Source organism: Pseudacidovorax sp. DMC4, assembly GCF_056314265.1.
The window spans coordinates 206,969-222,013 of the sequence record NZ_JBQUYR010000002.1; the positions used below are offsets into that span (position 1 = coordinate 206,969).

14 protein-coding genes are annotated in these 15,045 nt (G+C 71.4%); 6 read left to right on the forward strand and 8 right to left on the reverse strand.

Going from position 1 to position 15,045, the window contains the following annotated elements; all coding sequences use genetic code 11:
- Positions 1 to 83 precede the first annotated feature (83 nt).
- The 3 genes from ylqF to ACT54X_RS04595 all read left to right on the forward strand — a co-directional run bounded on the left by ylqF (position 84) and on the right by ACT54X_RS04595 (position 3,615).
- Positions 84 to 1,088 (forward strand): ribosome biogenesis GTPase YlqF, encoded by a 1,005-nt coding sequence (gene ylqF / locus ACT54X_RS04585; protein WP_294378516.1) that lies wholly within the window; start codon positions 84 to 86, stop codon positions 1,086 to 1,088.
- A gap of 72 nt (positions 1,089 to 1,160) precedes the next feature.
- Positions 1,161 to 2,615, forward strand: coding sequence for a SulP family inorganic anion transporter (locus tag ACT54X_RS04590; protein ID WP_294378513.1), 1,455 nt, complete (start codon positions 1,161 to 1,163; stop codon positions 2,613 to 2,615).
- Between the two features lie 58 nt (positions 2,616 to 2,673).
- Positions 2,674 to 3,615, forward strand: coding sequence for a M14 family metallopeptidase (locus tag ACT54X_RS04595; RefSeq protein ID WP_294378511.1), 942 nt, complete (start codon positions 2,674 to 2,676; stop codon positions 3,613 to 3,615).
- A gap of 30 nt (positions 3,616 to 3,645) precedes the next feature.
- On the opposite strand, the gene ACT54X_RS04600 is transcribed toward ACT54X_RS04595, so the two are convergent.
- On the reverse strand, positions 3,646 to 3,972 hold the full coding sequence (locus ACT54X_RS04600) for a c-type cytochrome (RefSeq protein ID WP_294378508.1): 327 nt from the start codon (positions 3,970 to 3,972) through the stop codon (positions 3,646 to 3,648).
- Positions 3,973 to 4,051: 79 nt separating this feature from the next.
- Between ACT54X_RS04600 and ACT54X_RS04605 the strand changes: the two genes are divergently transcribed.
- Positions 4,052 to 4,312, forward strand: a complete 261-nt coding sequence (locus ACT54X_RS04605) for a TIGR04438 family Trp-rich protein (RefSeq protein ID WP_294378505.1) — start codon at positions 4,052 to 4,054, stop codon at positions 4,310 to 4,312.
- Between the two features lie 110 nt (positions 4,313 to 4,422).
- On the opposite strand, the gene ACT54X_RS04610 is transcribed toward ACT54X_RS04605, so the two are convergent.
- Together ACT54X_RS04610 and ilvD are read right to left on the reverse strand one after the other, a co-directional pair.
- The gene (locus ACT54X_RS04610) at positions 4,423 to 5,604 is read right to left on the reverse strand and encodes a helix-turn-helix transcriptional regulator (protein ID WP_294378503.1); all 1,182 of its coding nucleotides are present in this window, start codon (positions 5,602 to 5,604) and stop codon (positions 4,423 to 4,425) included.
- Positions 5,605 to 5,726: 122 nt separating this feature from the next.
- Positions 5,727 to 7,418 carry a dihydroxy-acid dehydratase gene (gene ilvD, locus ACT54X_RS04615; RefSeq protein WP_354318870.1) on the reverse strand — a complete coding sequence of 564 codons (1,692 nt, stop codon included), beginning with the start codon at positions 7,416 to 7,418 and terminating at the stop codon, positions 5,727 to 5,729.
- Between the two features lie 97 nt (positions 7,419 to 7,515).
- Between ilvD and ACT54X_RS04620 the strand changes: the two genes are divergently transcribed.
- Complete coding sequence (locus ACT54X_RS04620; RefSeq protein WP_476345289.1) at positions 7,516 to 8,463, forward strand: LysR family transcriptional regulator; 948 nt, start codon at positions 7,516 to 7,518, stop codon at positions 8,461 to 8,463.
- Here the strand turns inward: ACT54X_RS04620 and bfr are convergent, their stop codons facing one another.
- On the reverse strand, positions 8,464 to 8,958 hold the full coding sequence (gene bfr, locus ACT54X_RS04625; RefSeq protein WP_354318872.1) for a bacterioferritin: 495 nt from the start codon (positions 8,956 to 8,958) through the stop codon (positions 8,464 to 8,466). It abuts the gene before it with no gap.
- Positions 8,959 to 9,137: 179 nt separating this feature from the next.
- On the opposite strand from bfr, the gene lgt reads away from it, so the two are divergent.
- Positions 9,138 to 9,959, forward strand: a complete 822-nt coding sequence (gene lgt, locus ACT54X_RS04630; RefSeq protein ID WP_476345291.1) for a prolipoprotein diacylglyceryl transferase — start codon at positions 9,138 to 9,140, stop codon at positions 9,957 to 9,959.
- A gap of 6 nt (positions 9,960 to 9,965) precedes the next feature.
- Here the strand turns inward: lgt and ACT54X_RS04635 are convergent, their stop codons facing one another.
- The 4 genes from ACT54X_RS04635 to ACT54X_RS04650 all read right to left on the reverse strand — a co-directional run bounded on the left by ACT54X_RS04635 (position 9,966) and on the right by ACT54X_RS04650 (position 15,036).
- The gene (locus ACT54X_RS04635; protein WP_476345293.1) at positions 9,966 to 11,150 is read right to left on the reverse strand and encodes an MFS transporter; all 1,185 of its coding nucleotides are present in this window, start codon (positions 11,148 to 11,150) and stop codon (positions 9,966 to 9,968) included.
- Positions 11,151 to 11,348: 198 nt separating this feature from the next.
- Complete coding sequence (locus tag ACT54X_RS04640; protein ID WP_476345295.1) at positions 11,349 to 12,386, reverse strand: GlxA family transcriptional regulator; 1,038 nt, start codon at positions 12,384 to 12,386, stop codon at positions 11,349 to 11,351.
- 87 nt (positions 12,387 to 12,473) lie between these two features.
- The gene (locus tag ACT54X_RS04645; protein ID WP_476345297.1) at positions 12,474 to 13,421 is read right to left on the reverse strand and encodes a pseudouridine synthase; all 948 of its coding nucleotides are present in this window, start codon (positions 13,419 to 13,421) and stop codon (positions 12,474 to 12,476) included.
- A gap of 127 nt (positions 13,422 to 13,548) precedes the next feature.
- Positions 13,549 to 15,036: a virulence factor family protein gene (locus ACT54X_RS04650; protein ID WP_476345298.1), complete on the reverse strand. Its 1,488-nt coding sequence runs from the start codon at positions 15,034 to 15,036 to the stop codon at positions 13,549 to 13,551.
- Positions 15,037 to 15,045: the final 9 nt, after the last annotated feature.

The following is a 15,045-nucleotide window of genomic DNA, read 5'->3' on the forward strand; positions in this document are numbered from 1 at the left end:
CCCCACGGCCCCGCCCCCGCGGCGGGCCGACGCGCCCTTGCCGCGCGCTTTCCTTCCCCTGTCTCCTCGCCCCGACTGCTGCCATGACGATCCAATGGTTTCCCGGCCACATGCATGCCACCCGCAAGGCCATCACCGAGCGGATGAAGACCACCGACGTCGTGATCGAGCTGCTGGATGCGCGCCTGCCCGGCTCCAGCGCCAACCCGGCCATCGCCGCCATCACGGCCAAGAAGCCGCGCCTGAAGATCCTCAACAAGCAGGACCTGGCCGACCCGGCCCGCACCGCCGAATGGCTGGCCCACTACCAGGCGCAGGAGGCCACCGGCGCCATCGCGCTGGACGCCAGCCAGACGCCGCCGGCCCAGCGCGCGGCCATCATCGAGGCCTGCCACCGCCTGTCGCCCAACCGAGGCGGGCTGGCCAAGCCGATGCGGGTGCTGATCTGCGGCGTGCCCAACGTCGGCAAGTCCACGCTGATCAACACCCTGAGCCTCAAGCGGCAGGCCAAGGCCGCCGACGAGGCCGGCGTGACCAAGCAGGAGCAGCGCATCCTGCTGGCCGACGACTTCTACCTGTACGACACGCCCGGCATGCTGTGGCCCAAGATCATCGTGCCCGAGAGCGGCGTGCGCCTGGCCGCCACCGGCGCCGTGGGCCGCAATGCCTACGACGATGAATCGGTGGCGCTGGACGTGCTGGCCTACCTCAAGGCCCAGTACACCGAGCTGCTGCGGGCCCGCTACAAGCTGCCGGCCGACAACGCCCAGCTGGCGCTGTGCACCCAGCCCGACGAGGACATCCTGGGCGCCATCGGCCGCAAGCGCGGCGCGCTCCTGGGAGGCGGTCGCATCGACATGCAGAAGGCCGCCGAGGCGGTGCTCACCGACCTGCGAGGCGGCGTGATCGGCCGCATCACGCTGGAGACGGTCAACCAGTTCCTGGGCTGGCTGGCGGCGGGCCGCAAGGCCGAGGCCGAACTCAAGCGCCAGCGCGCCGCGGCCCTGCGCGCACGGGGCCGCGGGCGCGATGCGGATGCCATCGAGCAGGACGAGAACTGGGGCGGTCCTTCCGAAGAAGAGGGCTGAACGCCTGTCCCTCCGCCGCGGCCCTCGCCGTTCGATGCCAGCGGCGCCCCGCCTTTCCTCGCCAGATACCCCATGTCCCGACACCCCCATCCCTTCCGCGCCGAATGGGCGCCCAGCATTCCGCGCGAGCTCATGGCCGGTGCCGTGGCCACCTTCGCGCTGATCCCGGAGGTCATCGCCTTCTCCTTCGTGGCGGGCGTCGATCCGGCCGTGGGCCTGTTCGCCTCCTTCGTCATCAGCATCGTGATCGCCTTCGCCGGCGGGCGGCCGGCCATGGTGTCGGCGGCTGCCGGCTCGGTGGCGCTGGTGGCCGCGCCGCTGGTGCATTCGCACGGCGTGCAGTACCTGTTCGCGGCTGGCGTGCTGGCGGGGCTGGTTCAGATGCTCTTCGGCTGGCTGCGGCTGGGCACGCTGATGCGCTACGTGTCGGGCTCGGTGCGCACCGGCTTCGTCAATGCACTGGCCATCCTGATCTTCTCGGCACAGATGCCGCACCTGGTGGGCGCCAACCTGCCGACCTGGGCCGCGGTGGGCGCAGGCCTGGTCATCATCTACGGCCTGCCGCGGCTCACGACGGTGGTGCCCTCGCCGCTGGTGAGCATCGTGGTGCTCACGCTGGCGGCCCAGTGGCTGAACCTGCCGCTCAAGACCGTGGCCGACCTGGGCCTGCTGCCCGACGGCCTGCCGAGCTTCGGCGTGCCGCAGGTGCCGCTGTCGTGGCAGACGCTGCAGCTGATCGCGCTGCCGGCGCTGGCCATCGCCATGGTGGGCCTGCTGGAGTCGCTCATGACCGCCAGCGTGGTGGACGAGCTGACCGACACGCCCAGCGCCAAGAACCGCGAGGCCACCGGCCTGGGCCTGGCCAACGTCGCGGCCAGTTTCTTCGGCGGCATCGCCGGCTGCGGGATGATCGGCCAGACCGTCAGCAACGTGCGTTACGGCGGGCGCGGCCGGCTGTCGACGCTGTTCGCGGGCGCCTTCCTGCTGGTGCTGATGGTGTTGCTCAAGCCCTGGGTGTCCAAGGTGCCGGTGGCGGCGCTGGTGGCCGTGATGGTGATGGTGTCGGCCTCTACCTTCGACTGGGGCTCGGCCCGGGCGCTGTGGCGGCATCCCAAGCTCTCCAGTGTCGTGATGCTGGCGACGGTGGTGGTCACGGTGCTCACCGACAACCTGGCCGCGGGCGTGGCGGTGGGCGTGCTGCTGAGCGGCGTGTTCTTCACCTTCAAGGTGGCGCGGCTGATCGCGGTCGAGCCGGCGGAGGAGGGCGGGGCGCTGGTTTACCGCGTCTCGGGCCAGGTCTTCTTCGCCTCGGCCGACATGCTGGTGGAGGCCTTCGACATCCGCGACATCGAGGGCCGGCCGGTGCGCGTCGACCTGACTGGCGCGCATTTCTGGGACATCACCGCCGTCAACGCCCTGGACAAGGTCTGCCAGCGCCTGCGCAAGCATGGCAGCGCGGTGGAGGTGGTGGGCATGAACGCGCAGACCCGCGCCCTGGTCTCGCGGATGGATCTGGCCATCGAGTGAGCGGCCACGGGCCCCGCGGCGCCGAGCAGGCTTCGGCCGGCTCGCCCACAATGCCCCGATGACCGCCCCACATCCCACCTTCGAGGTCCTGCCGCGCGACCTCTCCGCCTATCGGCAGGGCAACACCGGCATCGACTATGTGCACCGCTTCGACTCGGGCCAGCCCGGGCCGCATGTGCTGGTCAATGCCCTGACCCACGGCAACGAGATCTGCGGCATGGTGGCCGCCACCCATCTGCTCGACAGCGGCGTGCGGCCCGTCAAGGGCACGCTGACCATCAGCTTCTCCAACGTCGCGGCCTACGAGAGCTTCGACATCGAGCGGCCCTTCGACAGTCGCCAGCTGGTGCACAACATGAACCGCATCTGGTCCGCGGAGATGCTCGACGGCAGCGAGGACAGCCCCGAGCTGCGCCGCGCCCGCGAACTGCGCGCCGTGGTCGACGCGGCAGACCATGTGCTGGACATCCACTCCACCAGCCAGGACGTGCAGCCCTTCTGGGTCTACCCGGCCTATGCGCGCAATGCGGCCGTGGCCGTGGCGCTGGGCCTGCCGCCGGTGCACCTGGTCATGCCGCAGGGCCTGGGGTCGGGCACGCCGCTGATCCAGTACGGCCGCCATGGCGTGGACGGTGACGGGCCGCAGACGGCGCTGGTGGTGGAGTGCGGCCAGCACTTCGCGCAGTCCGCGGCGGACCTGGCCACGAAGGTGGCGCACGACTTCATCGCCCATTTCGGCCTGATCGCGCCCCGCGAGGGGCGCCAGCCGCCTGCGCCGCAGCGCCGCTTCGAGTTGCTGCAGACGCACATGGTGCACACGCCGGAATTCCGCTTCGAGCGGCCCCTGGTCGGCTTCGAGACCTTCGCCAAGGACGAGCTGATCGCCACCGACGGCGAGCGGCGCATCGTCTCGCCCTGCGACGGCTGCACCGTCTTCATGCCCACGCGCGACGCCATCGTGGGGCGCGAGGCGGTCTACCTCACGCGGCCGCTGGGCTGAGCACGCTCGGCCGGTGTGGCTGGGAGCGGCTTACTTCAGCGTCAGCACCCAGGCGGCCAGCTTCTTCGCATCGGCCTCGCTGACCTGCGTGTTGGCCGGCATGGGCACCGGCCCCCAGGCGCCCGAGCCGCCCTTGAGGATCTTGGCGGCCAGCATGTCCGCGGCGCCCTTCTGGTCCTTGTAGCGGGCGGCCACGTCCTTGAAGGCGGGGCCGATCACCTTGCGGTCCACCGTGTGGCAGGCCATGCAGGCCTTGCTGGTGGCCAGGGCCAGGTCGGCATGGGCCGCAGGCAGCAGGCCGGCCAGCGCCGCGGTGGCGATCAGCCCGGCGCGCAGCGCGGACGCGGAAGCTGCCATTCGCCCAGTGACGGCGTTACAGTCGTTTGCAATGTGGCTCGTGCGTCGCGCGGCGGGCTGTTGGAACGAGGAGCGGAACATGTGGCTGTTGGTCGTGGGATTGGTGGCAATCGGGTTGAAGTACTTCGCGGTCGGCTTCTTCGCCGGGCTCGCGTGGTGGATCGTACTGTTGCCCTTTCCGGCCGCGATGCTGTGGTGGGCTTTCGCGGATTGGTCGGGCTACACCGCACGCCGGGCGATGGAACGTGACGACGCGCGCAAGCAGGCGCGGATCGACCGCCAGCGCGATGTGCTGGGTCTCACGACGCGCGCCCGGAGCGCCGCGCGCCGCAAGCCCTGAGGAGGCCTTGATGGCCCGATCCTGGCTGCCGGGCTACGTCGGGTTTGTCCACACGCCGTGAAAGGATGGGGCACAGGCCTGCCGCGGGGTGCACGCGCGCCGCGGCGCCATCACCGTCCCGCGGGGTCGCCCTGGCCCACCACCGACAGGCGGGAGAGCAGCCGGATCAGTTCGGTCTGCCGCCGCAACTGGGTCTTGGCGAAGATCGACTTGAGCTGGGTGCGGGCCGTGGCGATGGAGATGCACACGCGCTCCGCGGCGTCCTGCATCGAATGCTCCTCGAACAGCAGTCGCGCCAGCCGGCTTTCCGCCGGCGAGAGGCCGAAGAGGTCGCGCAGCACGCCGTCGAGGTGGACCGTCGCCCAGCGCGGTCCCTGGATGACCAGCAGGCACAGCGGCGTGGTGCCCGCGCCATCGCGCTCCTGCAGCGGAATGGCCAGCGCATGGTCGGGTCCGGTGCCATCGGGTCCGCGCCGGCCCAGCACGACGCCCGATGGGCGCCGCCGCCCCTCCACCCCGCAGGCGCTGCGCAGCACCTTGACCAGGCGCTGTCGGTCGGGTGACTGGGTGCTCTTTCGCAGTGCGCACTCCGGCGTCTCCAGCCAGGTTCGGCCCAGGCTGTTGCACAGCGCCGGTGCGCCGGCCGCGTCCACCACCAGTACCGGAAAGCTCAGCCGGTCCAGCGCGGCGGCGCTCAGGCGGGCCTGGTCGTCCAGGCGGCTGAACTCCAGCCGCAGCCGGGCCGCGCGGATCAGGTGCGGCATCACCTCGAGCAGCACGGCCTCGTCGCGCGGCCGGTAGTGGCCGTGCAGGCGTTCCCGCTGGAACGAGAGCACGTATTCGATGTCGTCATGCTTGGCCAGCCGCGACGCCATGTTTGCGTGCAGGCCATAGCGGTGGAAGAAGTCGCCGTAGAAGGGTGATTTGTCGATGACGAAGCGGCCGAGGTTGCGGTGGTCCTGGTAGACCGTGCCTTGCGCGACGCGGTCCGCCACCAGCTTGGACGGGTCGATGGTCTGGAACTCGGCGTTGTATTCCGTCAGGAACCGCAGCCGGGCATCGGGGTCGTCGCAGAAGCCCTCGCAGATGCGGAAGCGGTTGTCCCGGTGGTCCCAGACCAGCAGGTGCGACTGGGCCGAGCCCGTGAGCTGGGCGAGCCGCCGCAGCGCGTCGGTCCAGCCCCTGGCCGAGATGGCGCCCTCGTAGAGCAGGGCGATCAGTTCGATCTGGGCCGCAGGCGACAGCGCATCGGCCGTGCCGGTGTCGGGGCAATGGGTGGCGGAGGCTGGCATGGGAGTGGGCCGCGCGGTGCTTCGAGGTGCCCGAAGCTTTGCAGCCATCCCATGCGGTGCCATCCCTCATATGGAGGATGCCCGTCCCGCGGCGCCTCTCCGGCGCGGGCGCAGGGGCGTGGTCAGAACCGGTCGAGCACCGCGCCCAGGCTCGCGCTAGACGCGTTGAAGGCGAACTTGGCCTGCACGCCGCGGGTGTAGCGCGGGGCGGGCGCTTTCCAGGCCGCGCGGCGGCGGGCGATCTCTTCTTCCGGCACGTTCAGTTCCAGGCTCAGCGTGGTGGCGTCGATGGTGATCGAGTCGCCCTCGTGCACCAGCGCGATGGTGCCGCCCGCGGCCGCCTCGGGCGCCACGTGGCCCACCACCATGCCCCAGGTGCCGCCGGAGAAGCGGCCGTCGGTGATCAGGCCCACGCTCTCGCCCAGGCCGGCGCCGATCAGCGCGCCCGTGGGCGCCAGCATCTCGGGCATGCCGGGGCCGCCCTTGGGGCCCAGGTAGCGCAGCACCATCACGTCGCCGGCCTGGATCTTGCCGGCCAGGATGGCCTGCAGCGCCGACTGCTCGTCCTCGAATACGCGGGCCGGGCCGGTGATGGCGGGGTTCTTGAGGCCGGTGATCTTGGCGACAGCGCCCTCGGGGCTCAGGTTGCCCTTCAGGATGGCCAGGTGGCCCTGCGCATACAGCGGCTGGTCGATGGGCCGGATCACCTCGGGGTTGGGCGGCACATCGGGCACGTCCTTGAGGGTCTCGGCGATGGTCTTGCCGGTGATGGTGATGCAGTCGCCATGCAGCAGGCCGGCGTTGAGCAGCAGCTTCATGACCTGCGGAATGCCGCCCGCGCGGTGCAGGTCGACGGCCAGCCAGCGGCCGCTGGGCTTGAGGTCGCAGATGACCGGCACGCGCTGGCGGATGCGCTCGAAGTCGTCGATGGTCCATTCCACGCCGGCCGCATGCGCGATGGCCAGGAAGTGCAGCACCGCGTTGGTCGAGCCGCCCGTGGCCATGATGACCGACACGGCGTTCTCGATGGCCTTGCGGGTGACGATGTCGCGCGGCTTGAGGTCGCGCTTGATGGCCTCGATCAGCACCTTGGCCGATTCCTTGGCCGAGTTCTGCGTCTCGTCGTGCGGGTTGGCCATGGTCGAGGAATAGGGCAGGCTCATGCCCAGCGCCTCGAAGGACGAGCTCATGGTGTTGGCCGTGTACATGCCGCCGCAGGAGCCGGTGCCGGGGATGGCGCGGCGCTCGATCTGCAGAAGGTCTTCGTCGCTCAGGTTGCCGGCGGCGTTCTGGCCGACGGCCTCGAACACGCTGACGATGTTCAGGTCCTGGCCCTTGTAGTGGCCGGGCAGGATGGTGCCGCCATACACATAGATCGCCGGCACGTTGGCGCGCAGCATGCCCATCATGCCGCCGGGCATGTTCTTGTCGCAGCCGCCGACCACCAGCACACCGTCCATCCACTGGCCCTGCACGCAGGTCTCGATGCAGTCGCTGATGACCTCGCGGCTGACCAGCGAGTACTTCATGCCCTCGGTGCCCATGGCCATGCCGTCGGAGATGGTGGGCGTGCCGAAGATCTGGGCGTTGCCGCCGGCTTCCTCGATGCCGGCCACCGCCGCGTCGGCCAGCTTCTGCAGGCCGGCATTGCAGGGCGTGATGGTGCTGTGGCCGTTGGCCACGCCGACCATGGGCTTGGCGAAGTCGTCGGCCTCGTAGCCGATGGCGTAGTACATCGAGCGGTTGGGCGCGCGGCTCTTGCCTTCGGTGATGTTGGCGCTGCGACGGTTGATCTTGATCGGTTGGGTGGCCATGGGGCGTGTCTCCGCGGTTCGTGGGTGGCGGCGATTCTCGACCGGGCGTCTGATTGCTTCCAATCCTATTTGGCGAGCAGATTGATATGCTGGCCGAATGAAGGAAGAGGCTCCGATCGAGTTGCGCGCCTGGCGGCAGTTCCTGGCCGTGGCCGACGAACTGCACTTCGGCCGCGCGGCGCAGCGGCTGCACATGACCCAGCCCCCCGTCACCCAGGCCATCGCCCAGCTGGAGCGCACGCTGGGCGTGCAGCTCTTCGACCGCACGCGTCGGCGCGTGGCGCTCACGTCCGCGGGCGAGGCGCTGGTGCCCGAGGTGCGGGCCCTGCTGGCCCAGGCGCGGTCGTTGCCCGCACGGGCGCGTGCGGCGGACTCGGGCGAGGCTGGACGGGTGCGCCTGGCCTTTGTCTCCACCATCGGTTTCGACCGGCTGCCCGGCTGGGTGCGCGACTTTCGCGAGCACAGCCCGCAGGTGGCGCTGGAACTGGTCGAGGCCACCGGCGACGTGCAGCTGGAGGCGCTGGCTCGTGGCGACATCGATGCCGGCCTGCTGCTGCATCCGCCGGGTGCGGCACCGGCCGGCCTCGCGCGGCTGGCGGTGGCGCAGGAGCCGCTGGTGCTGGCGCTGCCAGCCGTGCATGCGCTGGCGCAGCAGGTGCGCCCGGCCCTGGCCGAGGTGATGGACGAGCCGCTGGTGCTGTACCCACGCCGCATCCTGCCCGGCGTGCACGACGCGGTGATGCAGCTCTACGCCGCCCATGGCCGCCGCCCGCGCGTGGCGCAGGAGGCGATCCAGATGCAGACCATCGTCAACCTGGTCTCCGGCGGCCTGGGCGTGGCCTGGGTGCCGGCCAGCGTGACGGCCTTCAGCCGCGCCGGCGTGGTCTACCGGCGGGCGGAGGAACTGAAGGAACGGGGTGGGAAGAAGGTGAGGCTGCCGTCCTGCGAAACCAGCCTGGTGTGGCTGGCGGAGCGGCAGCCGCCGGCCCTGGCGCGCTTCGTCCGCTTCCTGCGGACGCGGGCCGAGGCCGGCGGGGCGGGCTGATCAGCCGGCCGAGGTGGCGGAGTCGCCTTCGCCCATCTGCGATTGCAGGTAGTTGGGCAGGCCGATCTTGGCGATCAGGCCCAGCTGCTTTTCGAGCCAGTACGCATGGTCTTCCTCGGTGTCGTGCAGCTGCGAGACCAGGATGTCGCGGCTCACGTAGTCGCCCACGCTCTCGCACAGGGCCGCGCCCTTGCGCAGCGCGTCGCGCACCTCGTACTCGGTGTCGAGGTCCTTGCGCAGCATTTCCTCGACGGTCAGACCGGGGGTGAAGGCCTTGGGGCTCATGTCGGGCTTGCCGCCGAGCATCAGGATGCGGCGCATCAGCGCGTCGGCATGCTCGGTCTCTTCCTGCATCTCGTGGTCGATGCGCTCGTAGAGGCGGCCGAACCCCTGGTCTTCGTAGTTGCGGGAGTGGATGAAGTACTGGTCGCGGGCGGCGAGCTCGCCGCGCAGCAGGTCCTTCAGGTAGTCGATGACTTGGGGGTTGCCCTGCATGATGTGTGATTCTTCGAAGACAAAAACGCCGCGAGTATCCGCCCGGCCCCCGCTTTGGCGAAACGCCCGCGGGCAATGCCCCCCACGCCGCGTTCTGCATGCGGATGCGGCAGCCGATCAGACGCATTCGCAACGGCGCGTCACCGCCTCGCCATGGGGCGGCGGGCACAATGCGCGCCATGCTGATGTACCCCCATATCGACCCAGTGGCCCTGCAGATCGGCCCGCTTGCCGTGCACTGGTACGGCCTGACCTACCTCGCGGCATTCGGCCTGTTCTTCTTCCTGGGCACGCGCCGGCTGCGGCATGAGCCCTTCGCCTCGATGACGGGCAGCGCGGCCTGGACGCGCAAGGACGTGGAGGACATCCTCTTCTTCGGCGTGCTGGGCGTGATCGTGGGCGGCCGGCTGGGCTACTGCCTGTTCTACAAGCCGGGCTACTACCTGTCGAACCCGCTGGAGATCTTCATGGTCTGGCGCGGCGGCATGAGCTTCCATGGCGGGCTGATCGGCGTGATCGCGGCCATGGCCTGGTTCGCGCGGGCGCGCGGACGGCGCTTCTGGCAACTGATGGACTTCGTGGCGCCCTGCGTGCCGACGGGCCTGGCGGCGGGCCGTGTGGGCAATTTCATCAACGGCGAGCTGTGGGGCCGCTTCGCGTCGCCGGATCTGCCCTGGGGCATGGTGTTTCCGCAGAGCGGCTCGATGCTGCCGCGACACCCGTCGCAGGTCTACCAGTTCCTGCTCGAAGGGCTGCTGCTGTTCGTCATCCTGTGGCTGTATGCGCGCAAGCCGCGGCTGGAGCGGCGCGTGTCGGCCGTCTTCCTCATGGGCTATGGCGTGATGCGCTTCGTGGCCGAGTACTTCCGCGAGCCGGACGACTTCCTGGGCCTGCTGGCGCTCAACATGAGCATGGGCCAGTGGCTGTGCGTGCCGATGATCCTGGCCGGCATCGTGCTGTACGCCACGGCACCGAAGCAGCCGCGCGTGGCGACAGCCTGAGCACGGTCAGGCGGGGCGCATCCGCGGCGCCTGCGTCGTCCACAGCAGCCAGGCCGCCAGCACCAGCATCGGCAGCATCGCGGCGTTGATCGCCGTCCAGCCGATGCCCGCCTGCAGCGCACCTGAGGCGAAGGACATCGCCGCCGCCGTGCCGCCGTTGGCGAATTCCATCAGCGACTGGGCGCCGGCCCGCTCTGCCGGCGCATGCGCCTCGGTCAACAGCGTGGTGCCGGCCACGATCATCAGGCTCCAGCCGATGCCCAGCAGCAGCGAGCTGGCCGCGAACTGCGCCAGGGCCACGCCCGACAGGGCCAGCGCCGCACTGGCCACCAGCACGCCGATGCCCACGGCCGCCACCCGGCGGCTGCCATGCCGGTCCACCAGGCCGCCGGCAAAGAAGGCGGGCAGGAACATGCCCAGCACATGCCACTGGATCACCCGCGCCGACGATTCGATGGCGAAGCCGCAGTCCGCCATGGCCAGCGGCGTGGCATTCATCACCAGGATCATCAGCCCGTGGCCGACGCCGGTCATGACGATGGCGGCGCGCAGCGCGGGTCGTGACAGCAGCGTGCGCCAGCGGGTGGTGGGCGCATGGCCAGCCGCGGGGGTGGCCGATGCGCCTTCGGGCAGCCGGGTCAGCAGCAGGGCGGCGACGGCGGCCAGGCCGGCGATGGCCAGGTAGGCGCCGGCGAAGGGCGTGATCAGCCACTGCCGCGCGGCCAGCGCCAGCGAGGGCGCGAACAGCGCCGCGCACACGCCGCCGGCCAGCACGCAGGCGGCGGCACGGCCGCGCCATTGGGCCTCGACGGCCTCCAGCGCCACATAGCGGTAGTAGGCCGACGATGCCTGGTACACGCCCACGCCCGCAATGCCCAGGCCGAAGAGCGCGAAGCTGTCCGCCACGATGGCCAGGCAGGCCGTGAGGCCGCCCGCCACGCCGACCAGCGCACCGGCCACCAGCACCCGCCGCCGGCCGTGGCGCTGCATGGCCGCCGCCAACGGTCGCACAGCGACCAGGTTGCCGGCCACCAGCAGCGCCAGCGGCAGCGTCGCCAGCCAGGGCAGCGGCGCCAGCCTGGCGCCGACCAGCGCGGTCAGGGCGATGCCGATGATGGAGCAGGACCAGTACAGCGCCTGACCGAGGAAGAGCAGGCGCAGGCTGGCGTGGGTGCGGAGGAGGATGAGCATGGTGGGCAGTGGGTGGTGGGTAGTGGACTGCGGGAGCGATGCAAGGTGCGTGGCGGGTGTCTGGTCCCCTCCTCTGGGAGAGGGCTGGGGTGAGGGCCTGGGCGCTTGCTTGGCTGCAGACCGTCGCGAGCGCGCGCGGCCCCCACCCAGCCTCCCCCAGAGGGGGAGGGGACACAGCCGGCAAGGCCGAGAGGCGGGTCAGGCGCTGGATTGCGCCGGATCGATGGCGCCGCCGCCGAAGCGCTCCGCCCAGGCCTGCGGCCCCACGCCGTAGTGCTTGTGGAAGCTGCGCCGCAGGTTCTCCGGATGGCCGAAGCCACACAGCCGGGCCACGGTGGCGACCGAGGCCTGGCCCTGGGCCATCAGGGCGCTGGCCGTCTCCACCCGCAGCCGCTCGATGTAGCGGGCGGGCGAGGTGCCCAGCTCCTTCTGGAAGGCGCGGGTGAGCGTGCGGGGCGGCAGGCAGGCCTGGGCCGCGAGCCGCTCCAGCGACAGGTCGCCGCCGAGCTGGCCCGGCAGCCAGTCGAGCAGCGCGGCCAGCCGGGGCGTGCGGCGCGGCTCGGGCGCGAGCAGGGCGCTGAACTGCGCCTGCCCGCCCGGCCGGCGCAGGAACATCACCAGTTGACGCGCCACGGCCAGCGCCATCGGCCGGCCCAGGTCGGCCTCCACCAGCGCCAGCGCAAGGTCGATGCCCGCCGTGACACCGGCCGAGGTGAAGACATGGCCGTCCTGCGCGCTGCCGGGGTCGAAGGTGTGCAGGCAGTCGGGCTCCACCTGCACGGCCGGATGCCGCTCGCGCAGCTGGTCCAGCCGCGACCAGTGCGAGGTGGCGCGGCGGCCGTCGAGCAGGCCGGCCTCGGCCAGTAGCAGGGCGCCGGAGCACACCGAGCCCAGGCGTCGCACCTCGGGCTCGGCGCGGCGCAGCCAATCCAGCAGCGCCGCGCTGACGCGTTGGGCAATCACGCCATCGCCGCCGGGCACGAGCAGGGTGTCGATGGCGCCCGCCGCAACAGCGGGCCAGGCGTCATCGGGCACAAGGCGCATTCCGGCGGACGTGGCGACGGGCGCAAACGTCTCGGCGAGCAACCGCAGCCGGTACGGCGCCGCCCTCCGATGGCCATGCTGCGCCACGTCGTTGGCGGTGGCGAAGACCTGCATCGGCCCGGTGACGTCCAGGCTCATGCAGTCGGCGTAGAGCAGGCAGGCGATGGTGCGGGGCGGGGCGGCGGCGGGCATGGCGGGAGTGTGGGCCGTGACGCGAATGGCCACAAGGACAATTGGCCCACGGATCTGGCCACTTGGCGCAACAGGCGCGTGCGATCTTCAATCGGCGCCGGTCGGCCAGGCCAGCGCCAGCGTACTTCGGAACTGCCTTGGCTGCCCCGTCACCGGATCATCGAAGGCGATACCGCGCGCCAGCAGCCTCAGCGGGTCCTGCCAGTCGTCCGCCCCTTGCGGCCGCAGCACGGGATAGATGCCGTCTCCCACGATCGGCACGCCCAGCGCCTCGCAGTGCGCGCGCAGCTGATGCTTGCGGCCGGTGTGCGGTGCCAGGTCGAGCAGCGCGACATCGCCGCGCACCTCGCGCACGGCGATGGCCGTCTCCGAATTGGGTTCGCCGGGCACCGTCTCGCTGCGCATGAACACGTCTGCCAGCCGGCTGCGGTACACCGCCGGCAGCGGATGGGGCGGCGGCCAGTGCACCATGGCTTCATACTGCTTGCGCACGGCCCGTTCGGCGAACAGCCGCTGATAGGCACCGCGCGTGGCCGGCTGCACGCTGAAGACGACCAGGCCGGCGGTCTCGCGGTCGATGCGGTGGATGGGCACCAGCGTCTCCAGGCCCAGGCGCTGCTTCAGGCGCACCAGCAGCGTCTCGCGCACATGGCGGCCGCTGGGCATCACGGGCAGGAAGTGCGGCTTGTCGGCCACCACCAACTGCTCGTCCTGGAAGAGCACCGTCTCCTGGAAGGGCACGGGCGCCTCGTCGGCCCATTCGCGGTAATACCAGACACGCAGGTCCTTGCGGTAGGCCGTGTGCGCGTCGAGCCGGCTGCCGTCGCCCGCCACCACGCGGCCGGCGGCCATGCGGGCCTGCCAGTCGCCGCACGACACCATCGGAAAGCGCTCGGCCAGGAAGTCCAGCACCGTGGCCCAGCCGCCGGGCGGCAGCGCCACGCAGCTCGGGCCCAGGCCGCCGTCCACCGGCAGCGGGCGGGGCTGGGCGGCTCGGCGGGCGCTGCCGGATTTGCGGGCGGGGCGGTCGGACATGGGCGGCGATTGTCGTGATGCAGGCCGGTCCGGCGTCGCGACGACCAGACGGCCGAAGCGCCCCCCGTCGCCGCGGCCGAGGCGCATGCGGCCTGGCAGCGGCCCTCAGGGCCTGGACTGGCCGCTGTCAGCGCAAGGGCGGGGCCGCCTGCAGCACCTTGGCCGCCAGGTCCTCGTAGTTCTCGCCCAGATGGTGGCCGCCCGGCATCGGCAGCACCTTCGCCTGTGTCGCATCCAGGCGCGGGCAGAGCGAGTCGGCCTTCTCCTCGGTCCCGTACACGCACAGCGTGAGGCCCGCTGGCAGGCGCTTGGCCTCGGGCGCGATCGGCTGGTCGCCGCTCTTGCCGATCCAGTTGCTGACGTGGAATTCGAAGGCCGCCTTTTCGCCGGGGCCCAGCAGGCCCAGCAGCTTGACGCTGGCGCGGGTGCGCTCGGGCAGGCGGTTGTAGGCGAAGGGCAGCACGTCGGCGCCCTGCGAGTAGCCCAGCAGCAGCACCTCGCTGCGGCCCCAGCGGGCGGCGTAGTAGCGGATCAGCCGGTCCAGGTCCGCGGCGACGCCCTCGGGCGTGCGGCGGGTCCAGAAGTAGCGCAGCGAATCCAGGCCGGCGACGGGAATGCCGTCCTTGGCCAGGGCCGCGGCCAGGCGCTTGTCGATGCTGGCCCAGCCGCCGTCGCCCGACACCAGCACGGCGAAGCGCTTGCCGGCGCCCTGCACGGGCACCTCGGTCACGGGCAGGTCCGACAGCTGGCTGGGCGGCAGGGCCAGTCCGGCACGCTTCGCGGCCATCTGCGCGAAGGCGGCGTCGAAGCCGGGCGGTGGCGCGTCGGTCGCCTCGGCGGCGGCGGGTGGCACCCAGCGCGCGTTCGGGACCTGGGTCGCGAAGGCGGCCGGTGCGGTCGGGCCTGCACTGCAGGCGGCCGCGCGCGGATCGGCGCCCATGGCCGTCCAGGCGCCGGCCAGGCGCTTGGCGGGTTGCAGGTCGAAGGCGGGCTCCAGCGGCCGCAAGGTCTGCGCGGCCGGGCCGGGCCGCGCAGGCTCGCCGGCCACGGGTTTGCTGCGGAAGTTCTCGTCGCCGCACATCGGCAGCGGCAGGGCGAGCCGCGGACAGAAGTCCAGCGACAGGGCGCCGGTGTAGGTGTCGGCAGGCGACTGGGCGAGCAGTCCGTAGGCCAGCGCACCGGCTGGGCCTGTGCCGACCAGGATCGGCTCGATGTAGGTGGGCAGCTTCTCGCCCGCCTGCACGAAGCGGGCGAAGTTCTCCAGCGCGCCCGGGCCGTGCACGCATTGCTGGCTGACCGCCGCCAGGCTGCGGTAGAAGCCGAGGCCCGGCACGGCGATCACCATGGCGCCCTGGGCGGTCATGGCCTGCACCAGATGCAGGTCGCGCGGTGTGGGCGCGTCGCTGCCGGTCAGCAGCACCACGAACTGCTGCACCGCGCCGGCAGGGCGGTACAGCGGCACGTCCTTGAAGATCTCGCGGGTGATGCGCTTGGCGGGTTGGGGCAGGCCGGCGCCCGCAGGTGCCGGCGACTGGGCAAGGGCGGCGCAGGCGAGCAGCAGGCCCGAGGCGCCGGCAGCCAGGGTGCGGCGCAGGAAGGAAGTCGGCAATGTCATGCGAGGGAA